Source organism: Xenorhabdus bharatensis (assembly GCF_037996705.1).
Lineage (GTDB): Bacteria > Pseudomonadota > Gammaproteobacteria > Enterobacterales > Enterobacteriaceae > Xenorhabdus > Xenorhabdus bharatensis.
Genome location: NZ_JBBMXG010000004.1, coordinates 274,975 through 289,829 on the forward strand (window position 1 = coordinate 274,975; position 14,855 = coordinate 289,829).

Genomic DNA, 14,855 nt, shown 5'->3' on the forward strand with positions numbered 1-14,855 from the left:
TTGTTCTTTATTAATGTATCGTCGCGCTAGTACAAAGGTAACACTTATTCATCAGGAGTCTATATGGCCATTGAGGTAACGCAAAATTTTAAACGCCCCTCTATATTAGGCGGAGCAATGATCATTGCCGGTACTGCTGTCGGTGCTGGTATGTTTTCCATTCCCATCGTCACTTCTGGTGTATGGTTTACAGGATCAATAATTTTGCTGGTTTACACTTGGGTCTGTATCTATTTCTCAAGCCTGATGATCTTAGAAGCCAATATGAATTACCCCTGTGGGGCTAGCTTCCACACCATTACCAAAGATTTACTGGGCAAAGGCTGGAATATACTCACTGGGTTATCCATTACCTTTGTTTTATATATTCTGACTTATGCTTATATCTCAGCTGGCGGCTCGATTATCTTTCGTAATCTCAGTAACATTATTCCGCTGCCACAAGCCGGAACTGGTCTGATTTTTTCCTTTATTGTTGCGTTCATTGTCTGGTTATCAACTAAAGCCGTTGATCGCCTGAGCACAATTTTAATCGGTGGTATGGTCATCACATTTATCATGTCAGTGGGAGGGATGTTTACTGAAGTCAAACCCGCTATATTGTTTGACCAGACAAATACCGAAACCAGTTATCTGCCTTACGCTTTAATGGCATTACCATATTTGCTGACTTCGTTTGGCTATCATGGCAACGTGCCGGGGTTGGTGAAATACTATAATAAAGATGTCAAAGCCATTACCCGCAGTATGCTCTATGGCTCTCTGATAGCGCTGACTATTTACATTTTGTGGCAGTTTGCCATTCAGGGAAATATTCCCCGTGAAGCATTTAAACAGATCATTGCTGATGGTGGTAATGTCAGCGATCTGCTGAACCAAATGGATAATGTGTCCGGCAATGAGACGATAAATCAATTGTTAAATGCCTTCTCATATATGGCCTTATCCAGCTCATTTTTAGGTGTTTCGCTTGGGTTATTTGATTATCTGGCTGACTTTTTCGGGTTTGATGATAGCCATACAGGGCGTTTAAAAACGGCTTTAATGACGTTTATTCCACCTACCGTTCTGGCCTTACTCTTCCCGAATGGTTTCTTGTATGCAATCGGGTTTGCAGGACTTGCCGCTACTATCTGGGCAGTGATCGTACCGGCACTGATGGCGCGCGCCAGCCGTCGGCGTCATTTACAAGCCAGTTATCGTGCCCCCGGTGGTAATATCCTGATAATTTTTATTATCCTGTTTGGTCTAATCAATGCAGTCGTACACATTTTGTCTTTATTCAAACTCTTACCTTCTTACCGTTGATTCTGACTCAATTCCCCTGCCCCGGTAAAAATACCGGGGCATTCATTTCTTGCCTAATCTCCTGACTGCGAGTAATTTTGTCGCCACTTAAATCCTTATTCCACTGTATTACAGAAGGTATCTATGGCTAAAGCCAATGAAATTAAACGCGGAACCGCAATCAATCACAACGGAAAACTATTATTAGTCAAAGACATTGATATTCAGTCACCCAGTGCACGTGGTGCCAGTACACTGTATAAAATGCGCTTTACCGATATTCGTACCGGCCAAAAAGTGGAAGAACGCTTCAAAGGTGATGATATTCTCGAAACGATTACATTAACTCGTCGTAGTGTCAGTTTTTCGTACATCGATGGCGATGAATATATCTTCATGGATAATGAGGATTTCACACCGTATCACTTTAAAAAAGAACAAATTGAAGAAGAACTGCTGTTTATCCCAGAGGAAGGCTTGCCCGGAATGCAAGTGATGACAATGGAAGGTCAACTGTTGGCACTGGAATTACCACAAACTGTTGATATGGTCATTGAAGAAACTGCACCGGGAATTAAAGGCGCATCAGCAAGTGCCCGTACAAAACCAGCAAAAATGAGTACAGGCCTGTCAATTCAGGTTCCTGAATACTTGAGTTCCGGAGAAAAAATTCGCATTCACATCGCAGAACGTCGTTATATGGGACGTTGCGATTAGTTCAGTGATTTTGGATATAAGTTGCTCTTTTCTGATAATAAAAGAGCAACTTATTATCTGTTTAAATTAAAAATAATCCACATTAATAATTGCCAAACGCTTTTTATTATCAGTCCATTTCACTTTAGTAACGCCTATATTACCGGGGAGGATAACGCTTCCAGATTTTTTTGTTTTGTAGACTGAAACTATTTGTTTTACCGTAATATTTTTACCCTTTCTATAGCAGGAGATATTGGCCTGAGCATTTGATACAACAACCTGACACCCAGGATCAACAATAGAGCCTGAAAAGTGTATTTTTCCACTTGTAGATTGTGCATATCCATAAGAAATCCATGAAAACAACAAAACGCTGATTAATAGTTTAAGATAATTTTGCATGGTGACCTCACTTCGTTTGTCCATTAACTAAAACTCAGTTACCTTTTATTCCTTCATCTCCATAATAAATATTTAATGTGAAAATAATACGACATTAATACCTTTTATTGATTTATATCAAAGGTGAATTCATAGCCAAGAAAAAATACTACTTTTATTAATTAATTTAAAATACTGTTATTAACAACGAATATTTGAGTTAAATTTCAAATAAAATTTAAAATAAATTACAATTTTTAAAAATTAGAGAAGCAAGAAAATTAGATAATTGCTATATAACATTTAGTGATAAGTTATAGCGACAAATCCTAATTCTTATTTGCTCCAATCTATCTTACTCCCTTCGCCCTAATACATATTGGTCATTAAGATGGATTGCCACTATTCTTTTGGGGTTTGCATTATTTTTTCTTATGTATTGACTATTGTAGAACTTATGCCAACCGACTGTTTGTTCAATTTCTCTATTTCGGTGATCTGATATATTCGGAGGATCATCAGCAGTAAAATCATAAGATCGAGGGGCATCCGGTTTTACTTTTAAATCCGGAGGATAATGAGCCAATACAGGATAAGATAAAAATATAAACAAAAATACGACTATGTTCTTTAACATAAGCATTTAACCTCTGCAACCGGTATCACTACCTTTTTCGGTTTTAACCCCATGCCAATCCCTAAACCAGACAATGGTCTAACGCTCTGCTATCTATATAACGATACAACGGAAAATGAAACAATTTCTTTATATGTTTTATTTATTGTGACCACAATTCGACATAATATACTAACAAATTGAGATATGAAAAAATCAATAATTAATTATTTAATAATAGTCAGTGCTCAATAATTACACCAAATATATATTATCGTTACAGAGGTAGTCATTTAACTATTTTTCCGATATCTTGATATTATTCATATGATAATGATATGCAATCAATAGAAAATATGAATATATAAATACTACACAGATTACATATTACACAGCCGAATGATTACTCTTTTCTCTAATTTTTGTTATAGTGCTCTGACCCTCAATCTAACTACCAAAACCCATTGTCGGCATTAAAATAGGTAACACATGACCCGTAGTCGTCCACTAGCTATACTTATACTCAATATGCTCGGTTTCGCCCTGTTTTTCTCATGGTATTTACCTGAGAACCACGGCTTTTGGTTTCATATTGATTCAACCATTTTTCATTACTTTAATGAAAAACTACTGCCAAATTCAAAATTTGCATTATTTGTCGCTATCGTGAATATAAGAGCATTTGACGTCATATCACTCTTATGTATGGGTTTACTTTATTATAGCGCATTTCGTAAACAAAATTACGAAGGGAAACGCCGTCTTTTTATGATTGGTCTGGTCATGTTGATAACCGCCGTGATCATAAATCAGATTGGTCATCAGATCCCTGTCAGCCGTCCAAGCCCAACGTTAACATTTGAAAACGTCAATCGTGTAAGCGAAATGACAAGCTGGCATACCAAAGATGCTTCCGGTGATAGCTTCCCGGGAGATCACGGGTTGATGCTGCTGATTTTTAGCTGCTTTATCCTTCGATATATTTCTCGTGGGGCATTCTTTATCGCTTTATTGATTATGATCGCGTTTGCCCTCCCCCGTATTATGGCTGGGGCGCATTGGTTTACAGATATTGCTGTTGGTTCACTATCACTCACTTTAGTTGGCGTGAGCTGGGCATTATTAACCCCTCTGAGCGACACTTTGGCCGATTGGTTAGATAAAAAATTACCGCATATCGGTCGTACTCGCTAAAAAAATGGTCATTCATTATCGGGGAAATATTCACTATCTCTCCGATAATATAGACTTTTTCTCCAATGAGGAAAAAGCAAGTAAAATAATTCTAACCTATTAGTTTATAATCTAATTTTTTGTAAATAATTATTTTTATCTCTCGCTTTTTTTTCAGGATTTCTGTACTCTTCCGCTAGTCCTTTTTATTAAAATACTCCTTTTGTAAAGATATTAATAAAATGTGTGGCTTCACACACTTTAGGGACGAAAAGTTTGTCAATTCGCTACTTTATACTAGGCTTTAGAGCGTTTAGTGTTTTTTGTGGTGGCGATAAGTCACATTAAGGACTGCAAGGGAAATTAATATAATGGTCAAGTCTCAACCAATACTGAGATATGTATTGCGGTTTATTCCCGCAATTGTTGTGGCAGTGGCACTGTCCGCATGTAGTTCTCCAGATTCCCAGATACGTAGTAAAAAACCTGAAACTCAGACTGTAAACAGTCAGAACGGTCAAAAGCATTTTCTCCTGCAAACATCTCAGGATGAATTTGAAACATTAGTTAAAAATCTGGATATCAAATCTAAGATCCTTAACCAATACGCAGACTGGAAAGGAGTTGCCTATCGACTCGGTGGTAATACGAAACGTGGTATTGATTGTTCAGCCTTCGTACAACGCACCTTTCACGATCAGTTTGGTATGGCATTACCCCGCTCTACATCAGGGCAACAAAGTGTAGGCCAGACAGTCAACCGTACCAAATTAAAAGCGGGTGATTTAGTCCTCTTTAAGACAGGTGTTCACCGGCGCCATATCGGTATCTATATAGGTAATAACCAGTTTGTGCATGCTTCCACCAGTAATGGTGTCATGGTTTCCAGATTAACGGATACTTATTGGAGCAAACGCTATTATGGTGCACGCCGTGTTTTAGCCGATGATCTTAAGGCCTCAATATAGCCTCTTTTTTCTGCCCTATTTTTTCTCTTGCAGTATAAAAAACGCTTCCGAATGGAAGCGTTTTTTATTCAATTATTATTCATTAAAGTGGGTAAAATGCTGTTATATTCTCAGCAATTGCAGCACCTAATGTCTTCAGCCGACATATCACTGCACTTTCATCCTCTCGAGCAAAAAATAAACACGGCTCACCTTCCCACTCAATTACTGCACTTATTATTTGCATATCAGAAATAGACTGATGTATATCATGCAAGATACTGCATGCATGTTCGCCTTCATGGCTTAACAATTTCAGCCCCATCAGGGTATTTCCTATATCTGCCTCTTCTTCTGGCAAGATTTCAACTCTTGTCCCGACAAAACCAGATGACCACCGATAACTTTGCGGCAGTCTGTGTACTACCGAAAGTTGAATATTATTCACGTATTATTCCTATCAGAAACAACATTAATACATCTAACCACCAGCTGTTGGCTACCAACTTCTAAAAACCGAATAACCACCCAACAGAAAAGTAAATAAAAAGTTAAAACAAAAATTACAACATCACACTTTTTTCGTCTTTTTTTTGGAAAAAAATGGGTTCAAACTCGCACTTTGTATATATTTATACTTTTTTGGTAAAAAATTCAACTTATTTTTATGTAAAGTAGCAACTTTTTATTCAAGTTTTATTTACAAATAGATGTTTTCTCTAACGAGAAAGCACGATAACACTCTTACAATATCCTTTCATTACATATGGTTAGTAAAAACAAACTGTTTACCATATAAGTCAATATAGTTAACAATTCTGAATTAACAAAAAAGAAACAAAATAGAGCGATGTAGCATCATAAAATTAACACTCAGCTATATTTGGTTATCTTTTCATTCGGTAGCTCTACTTATCTAATAAATAATATTTAATAAAATCTCAGATTCTTGAGTTTTTTTCACTTCTGAGTGAGGGTCTGTCTTCTTTAGAAGGAAAAACTCAGATACTGGTATAGCAACTCGATTTAATGCGCAGATCATGAAAATGTGATTAAAAAACCGTGAGAAGCGATTTGGAAGATGAAGTGTATGAAAATAAGAAACCACCCTGTACAACTGGTGGTTTCTATGGATTATGTGATTATTTTATTGTTTTGCTTTGCTCGCATAGACAATCAATGCCATTGCTAATATCACACATAGAGCCATTGAACCGACCATTGGCCAGGCACTTTTTTCAGGCGCAGAAGATAAAACAGCGCCAACTAAAGCAGCAATACTGAAACGTAAAGTTCCTGATAATGATGCAACCGTTCCGGCCATATGGGGATAACCGTCCAAAACAACCGCCATTGAGTTAGATGTAATCAAAGAAATACAACTAATATAAACTGCAACACCCAGTACCAAAGAAATAAAACCCAAATCCAACATTGTGCTGAATAACAACCATAACCCCATAATAAATTGCACGAACACACCAAATTTCAGCATTTTCAATGCACCATATTTGCGGACAAATTGGCTATTGATCGTTGTCATGGCAAACATAAAAATGATGTTCAACCCGAAATAATAACCAAAATGCTGTACAGGGACACCATTCAGTTGAATATAAACAAATGCGCCAGAACTGAGAAAAGAAAACATACCTGCAAAAGAAAAACCACTTGCCAAAATATAACACAAGACCTGACGCTGCCTAAACAGCATCACAAACTGCCCTAGAGTAACTGTTAAGTTAAAACGCAGCCTTCTCTCTTTAGGTAATGTTTCCCTGATAAAAACCGCGACTAATAATGCCGCGATGACAGCCGCAACTGCAATAGACCAGAAAATAGCATGCCAGTTAAACCACACCATCATTATTCCACCCAGCATAGGAGCCAGTAACGGAGCAATAATCATAACCAGCGTCACAAATGACATACTGCGTGAAAATTCATCTTTGGTGAAAATATCACGCATTAAGGCATTGATCACAACACTGGCAGCGGCGGCGGCAAAACCATGCAAAAACCGCATGGAAATAAAAGTGTCAATATTTTGAGCCAGAGCACATGCAGCAGAAGATATTGCAAAAACAGTCACTCCACCCAAAATAACCGGCTTACGCCCCAAGCTGTCAGACATTGGCCCATAAACTATCTGACCAATAGCAAACCCTAAAATATAACTGTTCAGGGTCATTTGTACTTTGCCATCACTGACGCCGAAATCAGAGGCTATTGTTGGCATACTCGGCAAATACATATCAATAGCCAGCGGCATCAGCATAGAAATCAGCCCAAGGATAAGGACTAATCCCAAATAAGATAATCGTTGTTGTTGCACTCGTTTTTTCCCAAAATCACTTTATAAAATAGATAAAAATTAATCTGTTGGCATTTGTATGCTCTTGATCTCGTTATCTGTCAGCATCCTGTATTCACCAGGCTCCAAATCAGGGTCCAGATAAATATCACCAATGCGCTCACGATGAAGTTCAACGACATGGTTTCCAACAGCAGCGAACATCCTTTTTACCTGATGATACCGCCCTTCACTGATAGTCAGACGTACAAGCTGAGGCTCGATAATCTCTAATTTGGCGGGCTTCGTCAGTGTTTTTTCCCCATTCAGCTGGACACCTGTGAGAAATTTTTCTTCAGTATCCACTGATATCGGGTGCTCCAGTGTCACAAGATAAGTTTTTTCACAATGATGCTTAGGTGACGTGATGCGATGTGACCACTGCCCATCATCAGTCAATAAAACTAAGCCTGTTGTATCAATATCCAACCGTCCTGCTGAGTGTAATTTATGGGCAACAGGCTCATCAATGAAATATAAAATAGTCGGATTGGAGGGATCATCAGTCGAGCACACATATCCTTGTGGCTTATTCAGCATAAAATAACGTGGGCCATCTAATTGCTCCAGAACCGTTCCTTCATAAGCAACTGTCTGCTCAAGTTTCAGTTTATATGCCCCTGTTTTAATAATTTCATTATCGACAGTAACCCGTCCAGCTCGTAATTCACGCCCAACATCGTTACGGCTGATACCTAATTGTTGTGATAAAAATTTATCCAATCGCATGTATAGCTATACCTAACAAAAAATAATCTAAAAAAGTCGCAAAATGACTTTAAGCCTACTACTGAATGATAAGATTAAACAGATAATTTATAGAGTAACTGTAAAATTAATAAATAGAACAGGCAAAAGTGCTATTCTCTCTGTCAACGATTTTTACCCGATATCCGTGACAATAATATAACAATGGCTTTTACCTTACGCCCTTATCAGCAAGAAGCGGTAGATGCGACTATCCGCCATTTCCGCCAACATAAAGAACCCGCAGTTATTGTCTTACCTACTGGAGCAGGTAAGAGTCTTGTCATTGCTGAGCTGGCAAAACTGGCACATGGGCGGGTTTTAGTTCTGGCACATGTTAAAGAACTTGTTGCGCAAAACCATAGTAAATATTGTTCATATAACTTAAAGGCTGATATTTTTTCGGCCGGACTGAACCAAAAACAGAGCGAAGGAAAAGTTGTTTTTGGCAGTATTCAGTCAATTGCCCGCAACTTAGATCTTTTTAATCAACAGTTTTCACTGCTAATCGTCGATGAATGTCATCGGATCAGCGATGACGAAAATAGCCAATATCAACAAATTATCCAACAACTCCAAAAAAATAATCCAAGACTGCGCATTTTGGGATTAACCGCAACCCCCTATCGTTTAGGCACTGGCTGGATATATCAGTACCACTACCACGGTATGATCCGTGGCGATGAAAATTGTTTCTTTCGCGACTGTATTTATGAACTCCCATTGCGCTATATGATAAAACATAAATTCCTCGTTCCTCCGGAAAGACTGGATATGCCCATTATGCAGTATGATTTCAGTCAGGTGCGTACCAGTCAGCACGGTATTTTTAATACGGCTGAGTTGAATCGGGAAATTAAGCGACAAAAACGCATCACACCGCATATTGTCAGGCAAGTTATTGAGTATGCGGAAGATCGGAAAGGCGTCATGATTTTCGCAGCCACAGTTGAACATGCAAAAGAAATATTCCTGTTACTCCCGACAGGGCAAGCTGCATTAGTCAGTGCCGATACACCAAGCCATGAGCGTGATCTCTTGATCAACGCATTCAAAGAACAGAAATTACGTTATATGGTCAATGTTGCTGTCCTGACAACGGGATTTGATGCCCCCCATGTTGATCTTATTGCGATATTACGTCCGACGGAGTCCGTCAGTCTTTATCAACAAATCGTCGGGAGGGGGCTGCGTTTATTCCCTGATAAAGAAGAGTGTTTAATCTTAGATTATGCAGGTAATCCTCATGATCTCTATACGCCAGAAGTCGGAAGCCGCAAGCCCGATTCGCAAAATCAGCCTGTACAGGTATTCTGCCCGCTTTGCCGCTTTGCCAATACCTTCTGGGGAAAATGTACCGCAGAAGATGACATAATTGAGCATTTTGGACGCCGCTGTCAGGGATGGGAAGAAGATGAAAATGGAAAAAGGCATCAGTGTGATTTTCGCTTTCGGTTTAAATCATGTCCGCATTGTGGCACAGAAAATGACATAGCAGCCCGACGTTGTCATCACTGTCAGGAAGTGTTGGTTGATCCTGACGATATGCTAAAAGCAGCACTTAAACTCAAGGATGCTTTGGTGCTGCGTTGCGGGGGGATGCAATTAACGCCGGGTAATGATAATAAAGGTGAATGGCTCAAAATGACTTATTACGATGAAGACGGCGCAAATGTCTCTGAGTTATTTCGTTTAACAACACCAGCTCAGAAAAAAGTGTTTGAACTTCAATTTATATGCCATCATCAGCGTGCTCCGGGTGTTCCTTTTATCTGGAAAACAGCCGACGATATCGCACACCAGCTTCCTTTACTACGACATCCAGACTTTGTTGTAGCACGGAAAAAAGGACAATTCTGGCAAATTCGGGAAAAAATATTTGATTATCAAGGCCGCTTCCGTCGGGCTGAGGATCTGTATTAAATAGCACAATCACTAACAGCTGAGTACTTTATATTTGCTGTCATACCGGTTTTTCGTTAAAATGCCGCCCGCTTAACGTAATACATAATGTTAAGCCAAATATCGAACCTGCTGCTGGGTCGCCTGTAGCAGGATTTATTTTCTTCTTTTATAGAGAAAAAATGATGTTAACTATTAATGCAGAAGTACGTAAAGAGCAGGGTAAGGGTGCGAGCCGCCGCCTGCGCAGAGCTAACAAGTTTCCAGCAATCATTTATGGTGGTAACCAAGAGCCAGTTTCTATCGAACTGGATCACGATGCAGTTATCAACCACGAAAGCAAGCCAGAATTCTACGAAGTTCTGACTCTGGTCGTTGATGGTAAAGAAACTAAAGTTAAAGTGCAGGCAGTACAGCGTCATCCGTTTAAACCTAAACTGACGCACATTGATTTCCTGCGTGCTTAATTAGCCAGAATCGAGCTTTTATCGGGACGCCGAGTAAATAACGCCGCATTTGCGGCGTTATTTATTTCTGGCTTTTACGAGAATTTTAACCTTAGAATCGACAATATTAGCGATTATTACTGCCACGGCGTTGCAACTGATCCCGCAGATTTGGTGGCGTACCCTTAATCGTTAATGTATCCGTCGCCGGATCCCAGAAAATTCTTTCTCCAAGCAACATGGCATCAAAGTTAATCGTTAACCCGCCACCACTACCGGCAAATTTGGTCAATTGGCGTAACGTACTGCGATCTGCCGGAAAGCTCTCTTCCAACTCGTAATCTTGGCCTTGAGAAAATTGCTGAAAGCTCTGTTCACCTAATGGTGGTAATTCCTGCGATAATTCTTGCAGTTTAATCTCTTCGCCTGCCTGTAACTGCTCATTGCAGTAACTGTAAACTTGTTGGCGATAAGCCTGTCGCTCATTTTTATCAAGCTGAGCAGATTCACAATAATCATCCACTGCCTGCAATAATCCTTTATTCTGTACCTTAGCATTCATTCCTTCGCTGGCAGCAAGAAAATCCATAAAAAAGTCAGAGACCTTTCGCCCTACCCTCCCTTTCAGGAAAGTCAGATAGCGGCAGGATTCAGGATTAGTTTCCCATTCCGTCAAATCAATTCTGGCAACGATATCAGCATGTGGGATATCAAGATATTGTGTCGTATTGACATCCAGAGACTCATCGACTGAGGTACTACTACAGCTATTCAGGACTGCGATGAGCAAATACTCCACAGCTAAATATCGATATTGGCAAAATAATACCGTGCCACCTTCTGCAAAGGGATATTTTATCAGTTCATCTTTCAGACGAACGGTTGCCGCCCGACTAAAACCTAAAAAATCTTCATTTCCCTTGCGCTGATGGCGAAGTGATTCAGCCAGTTCACTTTCATCACTGAACACACCATAAGCCTTGCTTTTAGCGCTATACACCCGATGCAATTCAGCCATCATCTCTTCGACTACCTGATTGGCATCCAGCAGAGAATCCCGCAAAATCACTTCCAGTGTTTGTTCGTCACGTTTAATCAACTGATGTAACGCGATCTGGGTAATTTCCAGACTCATTATTTCTACTCCTTTTACAGCACTGACCTTCTGGGTATCGCAGTTAGCGGCGTATTCAAACACTGTTCCCTCTCTGCTGCAACCAAAAAACCCAATGATGGAAAAGTGTTCACAATTTAATTATTAGCGTTCCCCATATCACAGGCTAAAATGAGGCAGCAGGTACAAGAATGGCAACGATTTGTACAATAAGGAAATTAAATTGTCATAAAAAAGCAGAAAATAGCCCCTCTATACGGTAATATATTGGGCTTTGTACATTCAGGATATTTGAGTCATGCCACAGTCATCTCGCTACAGCGATGAAAAAGTTGAACATTTATTAGCTGAACTAGTAAGTGTTTTCGAAAAAAACCACGTGCCTACCGATCTTTCATTGATGGTTTTAGGCAACATGGTGACGAATTTGATCAACACGAGTATTGCACCAGCCCAACGCAAACATATCGCAAACTCGTTTGCACACGCGTTACAATCTTCAATTAACGAAGATAAAGCGCATTAATTTTTCCATTAAAAAATTAACGTAAGAAAATATGGTGACTAACCGCCAGCACTATCGCGAAAAAGTTTCTCAAATGATCAGTTGGGGGCACTGGTTCGCTCTGTTCAATATCGTGTTCAGTCTTGTGCTGGGCAGTCGCTATTTATTCGCATCTGACTGGCCGGGTTCACTGTTTGGTCGCATCTATGCACTGGTCAGTTGGCTCGGTCATTTTAGCTTCATTGTTTTTGCCACATATTTACTGGTGTTATTTCCCCTGACATTTATTGTAATGTCACAGCGTTTACTGCGATTTCTTTCCGCAACTCTGGCAACAGCAGGGTTAACACTACTGATATTTGACTCTTCCATCTATGTGCGTTTTCATCTGCACCTGACACCATTGGTATGGGATTTGGTGACTAATCCCGAACAAGGTGAACGGGCAAGAGAATGGCAGTTGATGTTCATCTGCATTCCGCTTATTTTTCTGGTACAGATGCTATACGGCACTTGGAGCTGGCAAAAATTACGTAGCCTGAATCGGCAAAAACTCGCTAAACCACTGGCTGCGGTCTTTCTCACTGCTTTTGTGGCCTCCCATATGATGTATATCTGGGCAGATGCTAATTTCTATCGCCCTATCACTATGCAACGCTCAAATCTACCGCTTTCATACCCGATGACAGCGCGTAAATTTCTTGAGAAGCATGGTTTGCTGGATAAGAACGAATATCAACGCCGCATCAGTCAGCAGGGAAACCCTGCCGCTCTGACCATTGAATACCCATTGAATAATCTGTCTTATCGCGATAGCGGCCGCGGTTATAATTTACTATTGCTGGTTGTGGATAGTTTGGATAATGGTGATATTACAGCAAATACAATGCCATTCCTTGAGCGCTTCACAAAAAACAACATTCAGTTCACTCAGCATTTTAGTACCGGAATGAAAAACGATACTGCATTGTTCGGTTTATTCTACGGTATATCATCAGGCTATCTGGATAGTATTCTGAATAGTCGAAAACCCTCAGCACTGATTGATGCTTTAACTCACCAAAAGTATCAGTTTGGTCTGTATTCATCAGATGGATTCCAAACACCTCTTTATAGGCAGGCTATTTTAACCGATTACTCGCTTCCCTACGAAGCTAACCCGAATGATAAGTTGAATGTAGAACAATGGCAGCAATGGCTAGATTCGCGTAGTAATACTACACCGTGGTTTTCATTTTTAAACCTTAATGGTATTCCTCCTTTGTCAATTCAGGTTGATAAGAAAACACTGGATACTGAAATCAATCACGTTTTAGATACGCTGAAAAATAAAGGTGTTCTGAATAACACTATCATTGTTATTACTGCCAAGCATGGCAGCAACATCACAAATAACGATCCAAAATGGTTTATCGGTGACAAATTTAATCGTAAACAGATGCACGTCCCATTGATCATTCACTGGCCGGGAACACCTGCGCAAGTGATTAACAAACTGACCGGCCATCAGGATGTTATGACGACATTAATGCAGCGTTTATTGCACGTAAGCAACTCACCTGATGATTACTCACAGGGAGAAGACCTGTTCAGAGGTCAGAGAAATATTCCTTGGCTCATCACAGGCGAGAACGGTTCACTGATCGTGACAACGACTGAAAACACAATTTATCTTTCCAAAGATGGGGACTACCATCTGTACGACTCAGATGGCAATGAAATTCAGAACGCCAAACCGAATCTTACTCAGCTATTACAAATACTGACTGAAATCAAACGATTTTTAGCAAACTAATTGCCGAAAAATCAATCACTCACTAAAGAAGGGACTTGCTTTGCAAATAAAAAAAGGTACTATAAGCAAAGTCATCGGCATGTAGCGCAGCCTGGTAGCGCACCGTCATGGGGTGTCGGGGGTCGTAGGTTCAAATCCTATCATGCCGACCAAATTTCCCTAGAAAAACCAACCTGTTAGGGTTGGTTTTTTTATGGGTGGAATTTGTCGCTGGAAAAACTCTGGAAAAACTCTGGAAAAATGAAGCTAAGGATTTCTTTGAAAAGACCCGCTTGCCAAGCCAAAGATAATCGTATTTTGACTATTTTTTCACTCGTGATTCTCTCTCCTATTCTCCTTAATTTTTTGACTATTAAAATTATAATGACCGATCATCAGTAAAGAATTTCTATTACTTTCCTACCACCACCTTCTGCTTCACATTCCACACCGAATTTGCCGGCATCTGGACACGGACATCCAAACGGCAATACTACTCCGGCTGTTCAGGCCAGACGATATCGGGAGCAGTGGAACAATCCACCCGGTTGAGCAGGACACGGTATTTTTTCCATTTGAGCAATGCGGCCTTCTCTTCTTTCGTGGCCATGTCGAGGTCAACGGCATCTTGTAAGGGCGCAATAGCATTCGTAGCCCGGGACATCAAATATTGCTTTTCCTGCTCAGCCTGTTGTTGCAGTTCCTTCGGTGTAGGCGGTGGGATGTCAACCCATGTAGGGTAGCCATTATGCCCCGCTACACGTTGTTTCCCTTCTGGCGGTTGATGAATTGCAAATTCTATGTAAACGGCTTCACTGACCTCAATACCATCCTCCGGCCATGAACCCGCTTTGATGTAAGCCTGTTTCCACGCAACAGGATAAAACGCATTTGTTTTTGCGCTGTAAATG

The 14,855-nt window shown here is 40.1% G+C and carries 15 protein-coding genes and 1 tRNA gene; 9 read left to right on the plus strand and 7 right to left on the minus strand.

All coding sequences use genetic code 11. The features are described from left to right. The first annotated feature begins 63 nt into the window (after positions 1-63). Together mtr and yeiP are read left to right on the plus strand one after the other, a co-directional pair. Positions 64-1,308 carry a tryptophan permease gene (gene mtr, locus AAC855_RS06150; protein ID WP_340608733.1) on the plus strand — a complete coding sequence of 415 codons (1,245 nt, stop codon included), beginning with the start codon at positions 64-66 and terminating at the stop codon, positions 1,306-1,308. A 123-nt stretch (positions 1,309-1,431) separates the two neighbouring features. Continuing rightward, a complete protein-coding gene (gene yeiP, locus AAC855_RS06155; protein ID WP_099122967.1) occupies positions 1,432-2,004 on the plus strand; it encodes an elongation factor P-like protein YeiP in 573 nt (190 codons plus the stop codon). Between the two features lie 66 nt (positions 2,005-2,070). On the opposite strand, the gene AAC855_RS06160 is transcribed toward yeiP, so the two are convergent. Together AAC855_RS06160 and AAC855_RS06165 are read right to left on the minus strand one after the other, a co-directional pair. Further along, entirely contained in the window at positions 2,071-2,388 is a 318-nt protein-coding gene (locus AAC855_RS06160; RefSeq protein WP_340608734.1) for a type 1 fimbrial protein, read from the minus strand. A gap of 334 nt (positions 2,389-2,722) precedes the next feature. Continuing rightward, positions 2,723-3,004, minus strand: coding sequence for a hypothetical protein (locus AAC855_RS06165; RefSeq protein WP_340608735.1), 282 nt, complete (start codon positions 3,002-3,004; stop codon positions 2,723-2,725). A 468-nt stretch (positions 3,005-3,472) separates the two neighbouring features. Here AAC855_RS06165 and AAC855_RS06170 point away from each other — a divergent pair, with 468 nt between their 5' ends. Beyond that, complete coding sequence (locus AAC855_RS06170) at positions 3,473-4,177, plus strand: phosphatase PAP2 family protein (RefSeq protein WP_340608736.1); 705 nt, start codon at positions 3,473-3,475, stop codon at positions 4,175-4,177. Between the two features lie 350 nt (positions 4,178-4,527). Next, positions 4,528-5,124 carry a bifunctional murein DD-endopeptidase/murein LD-carboxypeptidase gene (gene mepS / locus AAC855_RS06175; protein WP_340608737.1) on the plus strand — a complete coding sequence of 199 codons (597 nt, stop codon included), beginning with the start codon at positions 4,528-4,530 and terminating at the stop codon, positions 5,122-5,124. An 82-nt stretch (positions 5,125-5,206) separates the two neighbouring features. On the opposite strand, the gene AAC855_RS06180 is transcribed toward mepS, so the two are convergent. The 3 genes from AAC855_RS06180 to rsuA form a co-directional block, all read right to left on the minus strand. Beyond that, positions 5,207-5,551, minus strand: coding sequence for a YejG family protein (locus AAC855_RS06180; RefSeq protein WP_340608738.1), 345 nt, complete (start codon positions 5,549-5,551; stop codon positions 5,207-5,209). Positions 5,552-6,250: 699 nt separating this feature from the next. Then, entirely contained in the window at positions 6,251-7,438 is a 1,188-nt protein-coding gene (locus AAC855_RS06185; protein ID WP_340608739.1) for a Bcr/CflA family multidrug efflux MFS transporter, read from the minus strand. A gap of 39 nt (positions 7,439-7,477) precedes the next feature. Then, positions 7,478-8,185, minus strand: a complete 708-nt coding sequence (rsuA, locus tag AAC855_RS06190; protein WP_340608740.1) for a 16S rRNA pseudouridine(516) synthase RsuA — start codon at positions 8,183-8,185, stop codon at positions 7,478-7,480. A 183-nt stretch (positions 8,186-8,368) separates the two neighbouring features. Here rsuA and radD point away from each other — a divergent pair, with 183 nt between their 5' ends. Both radD and rplY read left to right on the plus strand, forming a co-directional pair. Beyond that, the gene (gene radD / locus AAC855_RS06195) at positions 8,369-10,126 is read left to right on the plus strand and encodes a DNA repair helicase RadD (RefSeq protein ID WP_340608741.1); all 1,758 of its coding nucleotides are present in this window, start codon (positions 8,369-8,371) and stop codon (positions 10,124-10,126) included. A gap of 164 nt (positions 10,127-10,290) precedes the next feature. Then, positions 10,291-10,572 (plus strand): 50S ribosomal protein L25, encoded by a 282-nt coding sequence (gene rplY / locus AAC855_RS06200; RefSeq protein WP_047679702.1) that lies wholly within the window; start codon positions 10,291-10,293, stop codon positions 10,570-10,572. A 106-nt stretch (positions 10,573-10,678) separates the two neighbouring features. On the opposite strand, the gene yejK is transcribed toward rplY, so the two are convergent. Next, entirely contained in the window at positions 10,679-11,686 is a 1,008-nt protein-coding gene (gene yejK, locus AAC855_RS06205) for a nucleoid-associated protein YejK (RefSeq protein WP_340608756.1), read from the minus strand. A gap of 277 nt (positions 11,687-11,963) precedes the next feature. On the opposite strand from yejK, the gene AAC855_RS06210 reads away from it, so the two are divergent. From AAC855_RS06210 to AAC855_RS06220, 3 genes are all read left to right on the plus strand, one after another. After that, positions 11,964-12,191, plus strand: a complete 228-nt coding sequence (locus AAC855_RS06210; protein ID WP_099110991.1) for a YejL family protein — start codon at positions 11,964-11,966, stop codon at positions 12,189-12,191. A gap of 31 nt (positions 12,192-12,222) precedes the next feature. Further along, positions 12,223-13,965, plus strand: a complete 1,743-nt coding sequence (gene yejM / locus AAC855_RS06215) for an LPS biosynthesis-modulating metalloenzyme YejM (protein ID WP_340608742.1) — start codon at positions 12,223-12,225, stop codon at positions 13,963-13,965. Positions 13,966-14,040: 75 nt separating this feature from the next. Next, positions 14,041-14,117, plus strand: a tRNA-Pro gene (locus AAC855_RS06220). A gap of 320 nt (positions 14,118-14,437) precedes the next feature. On the opposite strand, the gene AAC855_RS06225 is transcribed toward AAC855_RS06220, so the two are convergent. Beyond that, a complete protein-coding gene (locus AAC855_RS06225; protein WP_340608743.1) occupies positions 14,438-14,854 on the minus strand; it encodes a tail fiber assembly protein in 417 nt (138 codons plus the stop codon). Position 14,855: the final 1 nt, after the last annotated feature.